This is a genomic window from Shewanella ulleungensis, assembly GCF_014648315.1.
Classification (GTDB): Bacteria; Pseudomonadota; Gammaproteobacteria; order Enterobacterales; family Shewanellaceae; genus Shewanella; species Shewanella ulleungensis.
In genome coordinates this window covers 1-14,841 of the sequence record NZ_BMQW01000007.1, presented here as the reverse complement: position 1 = coordinate 14,841, position 14,841 = coordinate 1, and the positions used below count along the sequence as shown (strand labels likewise).

Below are 14,841 nucleotides of genomic sequence, written 5' to 3'. Positions count from 1 at the left end.
AGCACTTTCATAAACTCTAATTAATAATAGGATGATGTTAGACATGAAATCGAACAGTTACAGTAAGTTGTCGTTAGGTGCACAGGCCGTTGCCGCAGCTCTAGTATTTGGTAGCCCTGCGCTTTATGCCGCAGATACCAATAATGAAACTTGCGATAAGGACATTTTAGCCAACTGTAAGCCAGCAGAAACAGACGAATCTATTGAGCGTATTCGTGTACATGGTGTACAAAATTCAGTTTACATGTTTAACAGTTCGGCCGACAAACGCCGTTTGGCTGAGTTAGTCGATACGCCACAGGTCATCACGGTATTAACCCAGGATCAAATCCAAGAGTCAGGTAACACCGACCTTAAAGACATTCTATCAGCCCAAGCCGGTGTGACCTTAGGCACAGGTGAAAACGGTAACGCATTTGGTGACCGTTACATTATTCGTGGTCACGAAGCCCGCAGCGACGTGTTTGTTGATGGCTTGCGTGACCCAGGTATGACAACCCGTGAGAGCTTTGCCACTGAGCGCGTTGAAATTACTAAAGGCCCAAGCTCAACATTTGCTGGCCGTGGTTCATCGGGCGGTGCCATTAACAGCGTAACCAAAAAAGCCTCTGTTGCCTATGACTTTGGCCGAGTAGATGTTGGGGTAGGCAGTGACGACCACAGCCGCGTAACCATTGACTACAACTTACCATTATCAGAAAAAGTCGCTGTGCGCCTAAACGGTTTAACTGCACAAGAAGATATGCCTGGCCGCGAGGGCATTAGTCGCGACCGTAATGGTGTGCAATTATCGGGTGTGTATGAAACCACAGATGCCTTATCGTTTATTGCCGATGTGTATCATATTAAAGCAGAAGATGTGCCCGATTTAGGCAGTTATTTTGACCAAACAACTCGTAAGCCACTCGAAGATATTCCGGTATATGCACAAGAAGGCGACTTTTTAGACTCAGAAGTGACCACCTTTACTCTGCGCACAGAATACGAGCTTAATAGCGACATTACCCTGTACAACGCCACGCGAGTTGGCCATACCGAAAACGGCTATATTACAACGGGGATGGGCGGTACAACCCGTGCCGATACCGATGCCACAGCACCAGGCGCAAGTACGTTAACATTAAGTACTCACCAGGGTAATCAAGATGTGGATTATGTTAGCACTCAGTTCAACTTATTCTGGAATACTAAAATCTTTGGCTTTAATAACAAGCTAGTGTTTGGTTTGGAATACACAGACGAAAATGTCGATAACGGTGTGTACACTATTACCAATAACAACCCGACAAACTGTACTACCGATGGTCGTCGCGGTGTGTCTGAGTCTTATTGTATTATTGATGGTGATGGTAATACGGTTGATAACATCAGCCAGCTTATGGGGCGTAGTTATATTGATGGCGGCTCAGATGCAGTGTACGACATTGAAACCGTGTCGGCGTATATGATGGATAACGTTGAGCTAACCGAGCAACTGTCAATGTTTTACGGTTTAAGGCTCGACAGCTTTGACTACAGCAACGACACAACCAGTACGCTTTATGAATATTCAGACACCATGTATAACTACAACTTCGGTTTGGTTTACGATTTGTCTGAAGACGCTAACATTTATGCTAACTACAGCACGGCTACCAACATCAATGGTGGCGAGTCTGACTTAGGGGCAAACTGTGGTTATGGCGGTATTTGTGGTACTGAAGAGCAAGCTACAGAAGCCGACGCTGAAATCGTTGAAAATATCGAACTTGGCACCAAGTGGATGTTGTTTGATGACAAAATGATGTTCTCAGCATCGATTTTCCAAATCACTAAAAGTGATGTAATGGAAAGCGTTGGTGACAGCTACTCAACCTTAGGCACGCTCAACACAGGTGAAAACCGCGTAAAAGGGATTGAGTTTGGTATGGTGGGTAACATTACTGAACAGCTAAGCATCCAATTTTCTGCCGCTAAAATGGATTCAGAAATATTAGATTCTTACGACCCAGCAAACATTGGCTTAGCGTTAAGTAACTTTGCAGATGAAAGCGCGTATTTACAATTACGTTATCAAATATCTGATTCATTTGTATTTGGTGGTAGCTACACTTACCAAAGCGAAATGTACGGCGGTCAGCCAGATACTGCGGCAGGTTATGACACGACTAATGAGCGTTACAGCATCGTAGTGCCTAACTATCAAGTAGTTGATTTATTTGCTAGCTACAATGCTACCGAAGCATTAACGTTCCGTATTAATGTGGGTAATGTGTTAAATGAAGAGTACTGGACTGCAGCATACCGTTCAGGTTCATTTATGTACCTAGGAGATGCGCGTAATTCAAGACTGTCGATGACATACGAATTTTAATCCGCTGTTCACAATAAACGGTTAACCATTGATGAGTTAACCACTAACTCCAACGCTTAACCTCTCGTTAAGCGTTGGTTTTTTGGTTTTAGAAAACAGGAAATAAGCATGGTTGTTATAGAAAAAGTGCTCAGTAAAGAGCAAGTCAGCGCTTATCGTCAGCAGCTTGCGCAATGTCCCTGGGGCGACGGTCGTCAAACTGCAATGGGCATGGCTGCGTCTGTTAAACAGAATCATCAAGCCGATGCGCAAGACGCCAATGTGCAGCAACTGGCCAACCAGTTATTAGCACGTATTGGCGACACGCCTAAAATCGTTTCAGCGGCATTACCGCATAAAATTTTCCCACCGTGTTTTAATCGCTACAGCGAAACCGAAGAATATGGCTATCATGTTGATGCAGCTATTATGCGTATTCCACATACCAGCGAGGTGATCCGCAGCGATGTGTCTATGACGGTATTTTTAAGCGAGCCCGAAGAATACGATGGTGGTGAGTTGGTTATCTCTACCGAATTTGGTCAGCAGCAAATTAAACTGCCAGCAGGATATGCAGTGGTGTATCCATCAAGCAGCTTGCATAAAGTGACAGCCGTAACCAAAGGCCAGCGTGTTGCTGTCATTACCTGGATGCAGAGTATGGTTGCAGATTCAAACCTACGCCAAACCTTATATCAGCTCGATCAAAGCATCCAAAAATTGATTAACGCCAACAAGACCGATCGCGCCGAGTTAGACAATTTACACAATGTTTATCACAACTTAATTAGGCAATTTACTCAGTTGTAACACTAAAAAAACGAAAGGACGTATATTCATGTGAATATACGTCCTTTTATGACGTGTTATCAGTAGGTTGTTTATAGAAAAACATGACTTTAATCAGTATCAACTAGCTCACTGTCATCTGGCCGGTGTAAAGAATAAAGTTACGCAATAAAATCACTCCTAGTAGGCTCAAGCATGCCGTACCTGCCACATATGAAAACTTACGTTTTGATGTGGCTGTCATAAACAAGTTCATAGCAAGGGGAGCAGATAGACCTAATCCCATAATGCCGAACCAGAATATAAATCCCCAAAATCCCACTCCGATAGCATTGAATGCCGCGACCTTGCTTTGGCCACCACTAAATACTAAACCCAGGAAGAAGGTGAACATCAGGAGTATCTCGCCTAAAATCAGAGGGATTTCTATTTTATGAATAAAACGGACTTCTGCACCATTGGGGTTGCCTTTGAGTAACACACCGCCTAATAGCGATGCCGCAGCGCCCGAAGACAAGCCAGAAGCTAAAAACAGTAAAGGTAATACGCCAGTATTCCACATCGGGAAGTGAGGCTGAGCCGATAATAAAAATCCGGTATAAGCACCTAAGGACACCGAAAAAATCACTAATAAACCGGTTATACCAGCCTCATAACGAGCTATCACACTGGTGAGTTTGCCAACAATCGGTAAACGTTTTTTGCATAAATCATCAATGGGTTGTTTAAATGTGATTACAATCCAAGCATACATAAATACTTGATAGAGCATTAAGATAATCACCCCCATCGACATTACTGACATAGGGTTGTAAAACACCAGAATCTTCCAAAAGTGCAACGGCTTGGTTAAATCTAATACTAAAACGCCTAAGCCAGCTAACACCGAAATTGCTGCAACCACACAGGCTGCTTGGACAAATCCAGATTGATATGCTTTCCCTTTCAGGCAACCATGTTTTAGCATAACAGCAAAAAACATAGCACCTGCGGATACCCCGGCTAAAAATAAGTATATGGCAATGGGCCAGTGCCAGACCAAAGTGTCAAAATGAAAAGCACTCATAATATAATCTCCCCTTGTCTCGCCTTAATACGAAATATTTTAGGTCGGGTACCCAAACTTTGTTTGTAGCGCTCAGTCGGATTAGCTTTTAATCGCGCGACGAGTTCAGATTCGGGATCTTTAAGATTACCAAACACTAACGCTTTTGTTGGGCATGCTTCTACACAGGCAGGTTGTTTACCCTCTTTGAGATTCGTTTCACGGCAGAAATCACATTTGTCGGCGGTTTTTGTCACAGGGTTAATAAAACGCACTTCATAAGGACAGGCAGCAATACAATATAGGCAACCCACGCATCTATCCGCATTGACTGCAACAATACCGGTTTCTTTATCGATAAAGGCGGCCCCTGTTGGGCAAACTGTAACACAAGGGGCGTTTTCGCAATGCTCGCAAGAATGGCGACTAAAATGATAATACTGGTTTGGGTATTCACCGAAAGGGCCAGTTTTTTCGATGCTTAACCGCGTTACACCTTCAGGTACATGGTTGACCTCACGGCAGGCTTCAACACAAGCATTACAGCCAATACATTTGCTTTCATCATGTAACAAAGCGTACTTTATGTTGTTTATCTCGGGCTCCATTTCGGCATTATTGCCACTGAGTGGATATACCGATACGCCCGCAACCAATGCGCAGGTATTTTTAAGGAAATGCCTTCTTGAATTTTCCATGATTCATTACCTCTGCACACTATGGCAACGTTGGCATTCAATGCTGCGTTGTTTGGCTGTTAACGTCATCATAGGGTCGGTTTGTGGGTGCAATTGATGACATGAACTGCAATTGACTTTTTGGGCGTGCACATTATGAGTCCACTCGCTTTTGCCAAGATTTGTTGCACGATGGCAAGTTAGGCACACTGCATTTTGCGCGATTAATGGGATTTCATTATCAGCAGAAAAAACCATTAAGTTATTAGGTTTTTTAGGGTGATTACCTTTTTCACCATGACATGAACTGCAGCTTAAATTTAGCCCGTCTTGGGCGTGGTGACCTTGCATTTTGCCGTTGCGTTTATGGCATTTCATGCACGAGTCATTGTTAATTTGCTCAGTAGAGTCAGCGCAATGTGCTGCCTGACTAATAAGAGTGAGCGACAATACGCCTACGCTTAACATCAGTAGCCAGTTATTTCGGGACATAATTAGTCCTCTCTACAATGATGGGATGGTGAAAATGTCGGGTGATATCATTAAGTGGTCACCCGACGGGCCTTCATGCGGGTAACATGCCTTTTAACGTTTGCACGTCGTAAGGTTTTCCTCGAGCCATTTCAACTAACTTAATGTTGAACTTTTCGAACAAACTTTTTGCACTAGCATCATCTTGTTGACTGAAGTCAGAAATAATCAACTTCACTTCAGATGAGTCATGATCAATCACGACGTAGTCGAGTTTTGTGTGATGTTCAGCAGCGCTATAGGCATCCATTTCAAACACATTATCGATGGGAACATTGCAGCAAACGTCGTACTTTCCTCCTACTACAGCTTGTAGTGATTTCATGAAATCAACATTTTGAGTGTCAAAAAGTGCTTTTTTTAGCGTGATTGGGTGTTCGGCGTGATCTGTTTTGAAGAACTTAATACAGGTCATAACAAACATGACAAGTATAAAAGGGACCGCAATAAACAGTACGGAGTACACGAACGCATAACTTAAAAAGACTGAAGTAAACATATATACCTCCAAAACGCATTCTTAATATTATTGTTTTTTCAAACCATCTTATGTCTCAGATGTACTGTTAATAGTATGCCTGTGTTGGGGTATAAACTTGATCTTAATCAATTAATTCAGGCTAGTTTTACGCTTTTGATGAGAGTTAAGAATTAGGTCTAATTACTTTTTTTATGTTTTGTTTTTTAAATATTACGTATTCAAGTAAAGCGGTATTTAATAAGTGTATTTTAATATTTTCTGTTTTTAAAAATCTATTTTGTTTAATGTGTGATTACAAAATTTGTAATCAGGTGGTATTTGGCGGTTAATGACATTGTTGAATAGTTAAATTTATGATCTGGATTAATTAAAGTGTGAATATTTGAAATAAAGTTATGAAATACTCAGCGAGTCGATAAAATCAAAGGTTGCATATTGAGAGGGAGTCAGTGACATGAAACCTATCGACTTAGATAAACTGGATTTATTAACGCTCACTATATTAGTGAGTCTTTATGAGCATAAGTCTGCTACGCATGTATCCAAAATATTAAATATACCCGCCTCTAAAATCAGTCGTTGCTTACATACAGCGAGATTAATTTTTGGTGATGACCTTTTTATTCGGCGAAAGTATGGTTTAGTACCCAATGACTATGCTGGCAAAGTGTACCCAATAGCGAAAGAGATTGTTGATTGTGCAAAACACTTTAATCGGGTCAACAGTGCTGAGCAATTACATCATCGTTATTTTGAGTTAGTGTTTCCCGGGATGATTGCATATGCTTACCCGAGAGCCATAATGCAAGCAATAAAAGACCACAACAAGAATATCCACATCAATGTAAGCAGTTGGAGTAATCATTCTTTAGAAAGTCTCACAAACGACCCTCACGGTATTGTTATGTGTTGCTGTAAAAGCCCTGATGAAGTCAGCTTTTTTGATCACAATTTACGCGTAGAAGTGTTGGCCACGTTGAATCGACAATACTTGCTATGTTGTAAAAATCACCCCATTTTAAAACAAGAAATTAGTTTAGAAACCATCGCGAAGTATCCATTTATCAACACTTTTATTGGTGTTCAAGCACCGATACTTAATCCGTTTCAAGAGTATTGCAAAGCAAAAGGTTTACCCGTAAATACAGAAATGACCATTACCAGCGTATCTTCATTATTTGAATATTTGTCAGACTGCCAATCTTTAGCTATTACACCTTATAAAGCGGTATACGACATGCTCGATGAGGATTCAGGAATACATGCATGCCAATTATCTGAAGTTGAGTGTGATCGGATTTTTCAAGTTGTTGAACCATTGAAGTTAGTGATGGTGACGTACCCAACATCTGAAAATGACGATTCTGTATGGTTAAAGAAAAAAATTCGCGAATTAACCTTAGAGCTTATTTAGGATTAGCGTGTCGTAATATTGAATATGATGAATGTCGGTTAACTATGAACATTTAGATAAAATGATACACGCCAGCAATACTATACCTAAACATACTCATGTTTATTTTACCGTATGGGTGGTTAGTTGGGTTAGCCTATAGCTAAAGCCGTATTTTTAAAATATTTTTATAAGACAAGTAAATTAATGATTTTAGCAATATTGAAATTAGATTTATATAAAATGCACTTTATAGCTTGAGCCTGACATTAATGTAAAATCGTAAAGCAACAATATCGTATTATGCGATTAAAATATCTGTGGGCGAATTTAGCTAAACAAGCTAAGCGCAAATTTATTGATTTAATAAATGAAACATCGATAGCGCTTTACTGCATTATTCAGGTTAAGCTAATCTTCTTGCGAATTTAGCGCATAAGGAGATGATGTGAGTACAACCAAATCTATCACGATACCCATCAATAAAAGCCAATCATTTTTTGCGGGTGCGCTTGCTGTTATGCCGTTAACGATTGCCGTGATCCCCTGGGGGATTTTAGCAGGCTCGTTCGCATTAGAAATTGGCTTAACTGCCGTAGAAAGCCAAGCTATGTCGGCGATTATTTTCGCAGGCAGTGCGCAATTGGTGGCCCTTGGAATGATAAAAGCCGGTATTGGTATCGGCAGTATTTTAATTACCACCCTACTCATAACCTCAAGGCATTTACTGTATGCCATCGCCATGCGCAGTCAAATAAGCCCATTACCCCTAAAATGGCGTTTAGGGCTGGGTTTTTTACTGACCGACGAATTATTTGCCATAGCTAACCAGGCCCATGGCAACGATACGCCTGCTCAGCACCACTTTGATCGCTGGTACGCGCTGGGAGGTGGCCTAACATTTTATGTGGGTTGGAATATTGCCACCTTGCTCGGTATTGTGGCAGGGCAGTCTATTGATAACTTGGGCGAGCTTGGGCTCGATTTTGCTATTGCCGCCACATTTATAGCCATAGTCGTGCCAACGGTAAAAAAACCGTCAATTTTAGTGTGCGTATTAGTGTCACTCACGTTAGCAGTTGTGTGCGCTGTGTTTGCCATTCAAGCAGGACTGTTGATAGCGGCAATATCTGGCATGGCAGCTGGTATGGCGTACGCCAAACTCACAAATGAAGGCGGTAATAAAATAGCGAGTGAACACAAGGATGATACTTTATGATTTGGTTGATTATTCTGTCTATGGCTGCGGTTGTGTTTGTGAGTAGACACTTATTATTAGAGCCTAAAATTCCGATTCGGTTAAGTAAAAACACCTTAACCTTTTTAAGCTACTCAGCTCCTGCCGTATTAACCGCCATATTGGCGCCTATTGTATTTGTACCACATGGTGAGTTAGCCATTAGCCTGTACAACCCTTATTTGACTTGCGCGCTCGTGGCTACATTACTGGCTTATATCACTCGTAATACGTTACTTACAACAGTGTTAAGTATGGGGCTATTTTTCTTTTTGTAGTCACGATAATTCTCAATAATTGTTAACTGACAATCGGCGGTGCAATAGATTAGAATAACCGCCATATAATGGATCAGTAGAGTGACAACATGCACGTACACATTTTAGGGATTTGTGGCACTTTTATGGGCGGTTTAGCCCTACTTTCCCGCGCAATGGGCTATAAAGTGACCGGCAGTGATGCCAATGTTTATCCACCTATGAGCACTCAGCTCGAGCAACAAGGCATTGAGCTTATACAAGGTTTTGATCCTGAACAGCTGGGTAAAGAAGGCGAAAACCAACCCGATTTAGTGGTGATTGGTAACGCTATGAGCCGTGGTAATCCTTGTGTAGAAGCAGTACTAAACCGTGGCATGAAATACACATCAGGGCCGCAATTCTTATCTGAACATATTTTGCCAAACCGATGGGTATTAGCCGTGGCAGGTACCCATGGCAAAACCTCGACTTCAAGCATGTTAGCCTGGGTATTGGAATATTGCGGTTATGAACCGGGTTTTTTAATTGGTGGTGTACCGCAAAACTTTGGCGTATCGGCCCGTTTAGGTCACTCGCCCTTTTTTGTGGTTGAAGCCGACGAATACGACAGCGCCTTTTTTGATAAACGTTCCAAATTTGTGCATTACCATCCGCGTACTTTGGTGATCAATAATTTAGAATTTGATCATGCCGATATTTTTGCCGATCTGGCTGCTATTCAACGTCAATTTAATCATGTTATTCGTACTGTTCCGGGTGAGGGGAAAGTGATTTGGCCAGCGCAGGTTGAAGCTGTACAGCAAGTGATTGATATGGGCTGCTGGAGCGAGCAAGAAGTATATTCAACTCAAACCAACGTGTTACCAAATGAAGGTGAACCAAGTGTATGGCAGTCGCGTACTATTGCCGACGATGGTCATGAATTTGAAGTGTTATTCAACGGTAAGTCTCAGGGTATTGTGAGTTGGGCTTTAATTGGTCAGCACAACATTGAAAACGCGATAATGGCCATTGCTGCAGCTCGTCATGTGGGCGTAACGCCTAATCATGCTATTGAGGCATTAGCTAAATTTAGCCCCCCAAAGCGTCGTTTAGAATTATTAGATACGGTCAATGATGTTGCTGTGTATGACGACTTTGCTCATCATCCCACCGCCATTGCCACGACCTTGCAAGGTTTGCGAGCCAAGGTGGGTGTAGATGCCAATGCAACAGGTAAGATTATTGTGGTGTTAGAGCCGCGCTCAAACACCATGAAAAGTGGTGTACATAAAGACACCTTAGCCAATTCTATGGCGTTAGCAGACGTGGCGTATTTGTACCAAGCAGACAATATTGGTTGGGACATAGCCGCCAGTATGGCTAATGCACCAATCCCTGCGACTGTATACCACAATATCGACGACATTGTTAACGCCGTTGCCAACACGGCAACTCAAGGTGATACCGTGGTGATTATGAGTAATGGTGGCTTTAACGGTATCCATCAAAAAATCATTAAGGCATTAGCATAAAGGCTAATGCAATAGAGGATACAACATGGCCTATACCAAAAAAGCCAAAGCCATTAGTTTAGCTTGGACCGGTGCATCTGGTGCGCCTTATGGTATTAAATTGCTTGAATGTTTGCTTGCTGCCGATTACCAAGTGTTTTTAATGATATCTAGCGCGGCAAGAGTGGTACTCGCTACCGAGCATGGTTTACAGCTTAGTGCCAACCCAGACAAAGCCAAAGCGCAGCTAGAAGAGCAGTTACAAAGTACCGATAAACCGCTTACAGGCGAATTGGTTGTACTTGGCAAAGATGAATGGTTCTCGCCGCCAGCATCTGGCAGTGCAGCACCTAAACAAATGGTGATTTGCCCGTGTTCAACTGGCACTTTAGCGGCAGTTGCGACCGGAATGAGCAATAATTTGCTCGAAAGAGCAGCAGACGTAGTATTAAAAGAGCGGGGGCAATTGATTCTTGTTCCGCGAGAAACTCCTTTTAGCACCATACACTTAGAGCATATGTTAAGCCTAACACGTAACGGTGCGACCATCATGCCAGCGGCACCAGGCTTTTATCATAATCCCAAATCGATAGAAGATCTGGTAAACTTCATGGTTTCCCGAATCCTTGATCATTTGGGGATTGAACACGACTTAACGAGTCGCTGGGGATACGGACTCACCCAGCCAAACGACATCGACAATTGAGATATTTATGAAGCACACAATTGAAATGATGATTTCTGAACAAGAAATCAATAAAACCCTCGACCAGTTAGCCGAACGCATCAATGCACATTATGCAAACAGTGAACGCTTATTAATGGTTGGCTTGTTAAAAGGTTCTGTCGTGTTTATGGCCGATCTGTGTCGTCGTATTAAAGGCCATGTAGAAATCGATTTTATGTCAGTGTCTAGCTATGGTAATAGCATGAACAGCTCGCGTGATGTAAAAGTGCTTAAAGATGTGCAGTCTGACATTGCAGGCCGTGACGTATTAATTGTTGAAGACCTTATCGACTCAGGTAATACCTTAAACAAAGTACGCGAAATGCTGTTACTGCGAGACCCAAAAAGCTTGGCATTATGTACGTTATTAGATAAACCAGAGCGCCGCGAAGTCGACGTTTATGTCGATTTTATTGGCATTACGATCCCCGACGAATTTATTGTGGGTTACGGTATCGATTATGCGGAGCAATACCGCAACTTACCTTACATCGCCAAAGTCGTGCCGCTAGATTAAGCCAACATCATTTTATAAACTCCCACCGATGTGGGAGTTTTTTTTCACAGATAAGTTGAGGATTTCAATATGGCCGATAACGCCAATGCATTGGTGATCGATAACCTTAAAAAAACCTATAAAGGCGGTGTTCAAGCTGTTAAGTCGATTAGTTTGACGGTAAAGCAAGGTGACTTTTTTGCTTTGCTTGGTCCTAATGGCGCCGGTAAATCTACCACAATTGGTATTATCAGCTCATTGGTGCAAAAAACCTCCGGCACAGTGTCAGTTTTTGGTTTTGATATCGACAAACAACTTGAACAAGCCAAACTGTGTATAGGGTTAGTACCGCAAGAATTTAACTTCAACCAGTTTGAAACTGTGCAGCAAATTGTGGTTAACCAAGCCGGCTATTACGGAGTTCCTAAAGATGTGGCATTACAACGTGCCGAAAAATATTTAACTCAACTGGATTTATGGCAAAAGCGTCATGCTCAAGCCCGCGAACTATCGGGCGGTATGAAACGTCGCTTAATGATTGCCCGCGCATTAATGCACGAACCTAAATTGCTAATTTTAGATGAACCAACAGCAGGCGTAGACATTGAACTGCGCCGTTCAATGTGGGAGTTTTTAAAGCAAATCAATCAACAAGGTGTGACCATTATTTTAACCACACACTACCTTGAAGAAGCTGAAATGCTTTGCCGCACGATTGGTATTATTGACACCGGTTTGCTGGTGGAATGCACCACCATGAAAGCCTTGCTCAGCAAGCTAGATGTTGAAACCTTTATTTTCGATTTACGACACGATCTCGACGTAGCCCCACAGTTAAATAACATGCATTGCCGCTTAATTGATGCACACACCCTAGAAGTCGATGTGGCCAAATCGAACAACATTAATGAATTATTTACCCAGTTAACCACCGCTAATATCGAAGTGTTGTCGATGCGTAATAAAGCTAACCGTTTAGAAGAACTGTTTGTAGAACTGGTCGAAAAAGCCAAGGAGTCAAAATAATGAATCGCCTGTATTTTGTGGCTTTTAAAAGCATTTTAACCAAAGAGATAAATCGTTTTACCCGAATTTGGGTGCAAACGTTAGTGCCGCCAGCTATCACCATGACTTTGTATTTCCTTATTTTTGGTAACCTAGTGGGCAGCCGGATCGGTGAAATGGGCGGTGTGAGCTACATGGAATTTATCGCCCCAGGCCTAATTATGATGTCGGTTATCACCAACTCATACTCAAACGTGGCATCGTCGTTTTACAGCGCCAAGTTTCAACGTAACATTGAAGAAATCATGGTCGCGCCAGTACCACATTACGTGTTAATTGCAGGTTATGTTGGTGGTGGCGTTGCGCGTGGGCTATGTGTAGGCTTAATTGTGACTGTCGTGGCAATGTTGTTTGTTAATATCACCTTACATCATGTTGGCCTTGTCATATTAACCGTATTTTTAACTTCGGTACTCTTTTCACTGGGCGGGTTAATCAATGCGGTATTTGCTAAAAGCTTTGACGATATTAGTATTATCCCTACATTTATTCTAACGCCACTGACCTATTTGGGCGGTGTGTTCTATTCTTTATCACTATTGCCAGAGTTTTGGCAAGGCGTGTCGGGCTTAAATCCTGTGGTGTATATGATTAACGTATTCCGTTATGGCTTCTTAGGCTTTGCCGACATTAGTGTGCCATTATCAATCGCCATTATGGTGGGCTTTTGTGTTGGCCTATGGACGCTGGCGTATTATCTTATATCTCGTGGGATTGGGTTGCGTAGTTAGGTCTCTAGTAGCCTAGCCTTGCAATAGATAAACCGCTCACAAACCGGTTGTCACAATTTACGTGTAAAAGGGCTCAAAAGAGTCCTTTTTTGTGGGCGTTATTTAACAAGGATTGACTCAAAAGAGTCCTTTTTTGTGGGCGTTATTTAACAAGGATTGACTCAATAGGTTTTATCTCGGACTAAGTAATTATTATTGCTAACTGTAATCCATTGGGCTTTGTACGCCTGTTTGGTGCAAACCTGCAACATGGGTATAAATCTGGGTTGTTTTTACATCATTATGGCCGAGTAATTCCTGCACGGTTCTTATATCATGACCACGTCTCAGTAAGTTTGTTGCAAAGGAATGCCTAAAAGTATGAGCGGTAATGCGTTTAGTGATAGTCGTTTTCTGAACTGCTTTTTTTAATGCCTTTCTAAATGTTGTTGGGTCAATATGATGTCTGCATCTATAGTCATTAACAGGATGTGACACACAGTGAATCGAAGGAAAAAGATATTGCCAATGTAATTGTTTGGCGCTTGTTCCAAACTTTTTGAGTAAGCTAGGAGGCAAAGAAGCCATCCCTAATCCCTGAGATAAGTCGTGAGCATGAGTCTCACGCACATGGTGCATCTGCTGTTGTATGGGGTCTATAGTCATTTTAGGTAAAATACAAACCCTATCTTTTTTACCTTTACCTCTAAATACAAAAAGTGTGCGATTTTCAAAGTCAATATCCTTAAGTCTAATACTTAACGCTTCAGTTAATCTTAACCCTGCGCCATATAATAAACAGCCAATCAGTTGGTATTTACCATGTAAGTTATCAATGACCTGTTTAGCCTCTATATCATTTAATACCTGCGGAATACGACTTGGAGGTTTAGCATATGGGAACTGTAAATTATCAGTATCGATAACTAATACATGTTTAAACGCAAAAACAAGGGCACACAATGCTTGTTGTTGCGTACTGCTTGATACGTGTTTATTGTTTGCCAAAAATGATAAAAATTGTTCAATATGACTAGGGGAAATTTGCTTTGCCGTCGAAAAACGAAAATGGCGAATAAAATATCGATTCCAATACAAATAAGATTTTTCAGTTTGATAGCTGTAATGTCTTACTCTAATTTGCTGTCTAATCGCTTCTAAATATCCAGTTTCTGCCATCATTTCCCCCTTTATGTTACCTGTACTGTGTTTATATACAGTTATAATGGGTTTTGACGTGTTTTCAAGCTAAATCGGCTAATAAGTAAACTAAAGTCGTACGAAAAATAGTTTGTTTATTTCGTAGTGCATTGAAATAAATGTGCTTTTAATCTTTGACGAATATTAAGTCCACTTTTAACGTGCAAGCTCGCTTTTATTTGTCTGTGGAGTTAAATAAAACTGCTTTACAACAATAAGATAGTAAATGTAGGATGTTAATAATCAATAAGTTAAAGGGCCGACTTTAATTTTCATTTGCCCTTCAATAAGCTGTTGAACTAAGCCGCTGCGCGGAGCCCAAAAGTCCGTCATTTGCACCACACTTACCTCAGTGGATTTCCCACTATCAAGGAGGTAAGTCATGTTAGTACACACCCAATTATT

Annotated in this window: 15 protein-coding genes; 10 read left to right on the top strand and 5 right to left on the bottom strand. The window is 41.6% G+C overall.

Translation table 11 applies throughout. The features are described 5' to 3' along the window. The first annotated feature begins 43 nt into the window (after positions 1 to 43). Both IEY40_RS13670 and IEY40_RS13665 read left to right on the top strand, forming a co-directional pair. Positions 44 to 2,353 (top strand): TonB-dependent receptor, encoded by a 2,310-nt coding sequence (locus tag IEY40_RS13670; RefSeq protein ID WP_188957109.1) that lies wholly within the window; start codon positions 44 to 46, stop codon positions 2,351 to 2,353. Positions 2,354 to 2,461: 108 nt separating this feature from the next. Continuing rightward, positions 2,462 to 3,142, top strand: a complete 681-nt coding sequence (locus IEY40_RS13665) for a Fe2+-dependent dioxygenase (RefSeq protein WP_188957107.1) — start codon at positions 2,462 to 2,464, stop codon at positions 3,140 to 3,142. 103 nt (positions 3,143 to 3,245) lie between these two features. Here IEY40_RS13665 and nrfD read toward each other — a convergent pair whose 3' ends face one another. From nrfD to IEY40_RS13645, 4 genes are all read right to left on the bottom strand, one after another. Continuing rightward, a complete protein-coding gene (nrfD, locus tag IEY40_RS13660) occupies positions 3,246 to 4,187 on the bottom strand; it encodes an NrfD/PsrC family molybdoenzyme membrane anchor subunit (RefSeq protein ID WP_188957105.1) in 942 nt (313 codons plus the stop codon). Then, positions 4,184 to 4,864 carry a 4Fe-4S dicluster domain-containing protein gene (locus tag IEY40_RS13655; protein ID WP_188957103.1) on the bottom strand — a complete coding sequence of 227 codons (681 nt, stop codon included), beginning with the start codon at positions 4,862 to 4,864 and terminating at the stop codon, positions 4,184 to 4,186. The genes nrfD and IEY40_RS13655 overlap by 4 nt, the downstream gene beginning before the upstream one ends. A gap of 6 nt (positions 4,865 to 4,870) precedes the next feature. Then, positions 4,871 to 5,335, bottom strand: coding sequence for a multiheme c-type cytochrome (locus IEY40_RS13650; protein WP_188957101.1), 465 nt, complete (start codon positions 5,333 to 5,335; stop codon positions 4,871 to 4,873). A gap of 73 nt (positions 5,336 to 5,408) precedes the next feature. Beyond that, positions 5,409 to 5,873 (bottom strand): DUF2726 domain-containing protein, encoded by a 465-nt coding sequence (locus IEY40_RS13645; RefSeq protein ID WP_188957099.1) that lies wholly within the window; start codon positions 5,871 to 5,873, stop codon positions 5,409 to 5,411. A gap of 436 nt (positions 5,874 to 6,309) precedes the next feature. Between IEY40_RS13645 and IEY40_RS13640 the strand changes: the two genes are divergently transcribed. From IEY40_RS13640 to IEY40_RS13605, 8 genes are all read left to right on the top strand, one after another. Next, positions 6,310 to 7,269 (top strand): LysR family transcriptional regulator, encoded by a 960-nt coding sequence (locus IEY40_RS13640; protein ID WP_188957097.1) that lies wholly within the window; start codon positions 6,310 to 6,312, stop codon positions 7,267 to 7,269. Between the two features lie 427 nt (positions 7,270 to 7,696). Next, positions 7,697 to 8,467, top strand: a complete 771-nt coding sequence (locus tag IEY40_RS13635) for an AzlC family ABC transporter permease (RefSeq protein WP_188957096.1) — start codon at positions 7,697 to 7,699, stop codon at positions 8,465 to 8,467. Next, positions 8,464 to 8,763, top strand: a complete 300-nt coding sequence (locus IEY40_RS13630; RefSeq protein ID WP_188957094.1) for an AzlD domain-containing protein — start codon at positions 8,464 to 8,466, stop codon at positions 8,761 to 8,763. The genes IEY40_RS13635 and IEY40_RS13630 overlap by 4 nt, the downstream gene beginning before the upstream one ends. An 89-nt stretch (positions 8,764 to 8,852) precedes the next feature. Then, positions 8,853 to 10,259: a UDP-N-acetylmuramate:L-alanyl-gamma-D-glutamyl-meso-diaminopimelate ligase gene (mpl, locus tag IEY40_RS13625; protein ID WP_188957092.1), complete on the top strand. Its 1,407-nt coding sequence runs from the start codon at positions 8,853 to 8,855 to the stop codon at positions 10,257 to 10,259. Between the two features lie 25 nt (positions 10,260 to 10,284). Further along, positions 10,285 to 10,944 (top strand): flavin prenyltransferase UbiX, encoded by a 660-nt coding sequence (locus tag IEY40_RS13620; RefSeq protein ID WP_188957090.1) that lies wholly within the window; start codon positions 10,285 to 10,287, stop codon positions 10,942 to 10,944. Positions 10,945 to 10,951: 7 nt separating this feature from the next. Then, positions 10,952 to 11,482: a hypoxanthine phosphoribosyltransferase gene (hpt, locus tag IEY40_RS13615; protein WP_188957088.1), complete on the top strand. Its 531-nt coding sequence runs from the start codon at positions 10,952 to 10,954 to the stop codon at positions 11,480 to 11,482. 69 nt (positions 11,483 to 11,551) lie between these two features. Then, a complete protein-coding gene (locus IEY40_RS13610) occupies positions 11,552 to 12,487 on the top strand; it encodes an ABC transporter ATP-binding protein (RefSeq protein WP_188957086.1) in 936 nt (311 codons plus the stop codon). Next, a complete protein-coding gene (locus tag IEY40_RS13605; RefSeq protein ID WP_188957084.1) occupies positions 12,487 to 13,257 on the top strand; it encodes an ABC transporter permease in 771 nt (256 codons plus the stop codon). The genes IEY40_RS13610 and IEY40_RS13605 overlap by 1 nt, the downstream gene beginning before the upstream one ends. A gap of 198 nt (positions 13,258 to 13,455) precedes the next feature. On the opposite strand, the gene IEY40_RS13600 is transcribed toward IEY40_RS13605, so the two are convergent. Further along, positions 13,456 to 14,418: an integron integrase gene (locus IEY40_RS13600; RefSeq protein ID WP_283108017.1), complete on the bottom strand. Its 963-nt coding sequence runs from the start codon at positions 14,416 to 14,418 to the stop codon at positions 13,456 to 13,458. Positions 14,419 to 14,841: the final 423 nt, after the last annotated feature.

Bases quoted from the DNA above. Each gene is read 5' to 3' on its own strand.
- IEY40_RS13670 (WP_188957109.1), top strand. From the start codon at position 44: ATGAAATCGAACAGTTACAGTAAGTTGTCGTTAGGTGCACAGGCCGTT.
- IEY40_RS13665 (WP_188957107.1), top strand. From the start codon at position 2,462: ATGGTTGTTATAGAAAAAGTGCTCAGTAAAGAGCAAGTCAGCGCTTAT.
- nrfD (WP_188957105.1), bottom strand. From the start codon at position 4,187: ATGAGTGCTTTTCATTTTGACACTTTGGTCTGGCACTGGCCCATTGCC.
- IEY40_RS13655 (WP_188957103.1), bottom strand. From the start codon at position 4,864: ATGGAAAATTCAAGAAGGCATTTCCTTAAAAATACCTGCGCATTGGTT.
- IEY40_RS13650 (WP_188957101.1), bottom strand. From the start codon at position 5,335: ATGTCCCGAAATAACTGGCTACTGATGTTAAGCGTAGGCGTATTGTCG.
- IEY40_RS13645 (WP_188957099.1), bottom strand. From the start codon at position 5,873: ATGTTTACTTCAGTCTTTTTAAGTTATGCGTTCGTGTACTCCGTACTG.
- IEY40_RS13640 (WP_188957097.1), top strand. From the start codon at position 6,310: ATGAAACCTATCGACTTAGATAAACTGGATTTATTAACGCTCACTATA.
- IEY40_RS13630 (WP_188957094.1), top strand. From the start codon at position 8,464: ATGATTTGGTTGATTATTCTGTCTATGGCTGCGGTTGTGTTTGTGAGT.
- mpl (WP_188957092.1), top strand. From the start codon at position 8,853: ATGCACGTACACATTTTAGGGATTTGTGGCACTTTTATGGGCGGTTTA.
- IEY40_RS13620 (WP_188957090.1), top strand. From the start codon at position 10,285: ATGGCCTATACCAAAAAAGCCAAAGCCATTAGTTTAGCTTGGACCGGT.
- hpt (WP_188957088.1), top strand. From the start codon at position 10,952: ATGAAGCACACAATTGAAATGATGATTTCTGAACAAGAAATCAATAAA.
- IEY40_RS13610 (WP_188957086.1), top strand. From the start codon at position 11,552: ATGGCCGATAACGCCAATGCATTGGTGATCGATAACCTTAAAAAAACC.
- IEY40_RS13605 (WP_188957084.1), top strand. From the start codon at position 12,487: ATGAATCGCCTGTATTTTGTGGCTTTTAAAAGCATTTTAACCAAAGAG.
- IEY40_RS13600 (WP_283108017.1), bottom strand. From the start codon at position 14,418: ATGATGGCAGAAACTGGATATTTAGAAGCGATTAGACAGCAAATTAGA.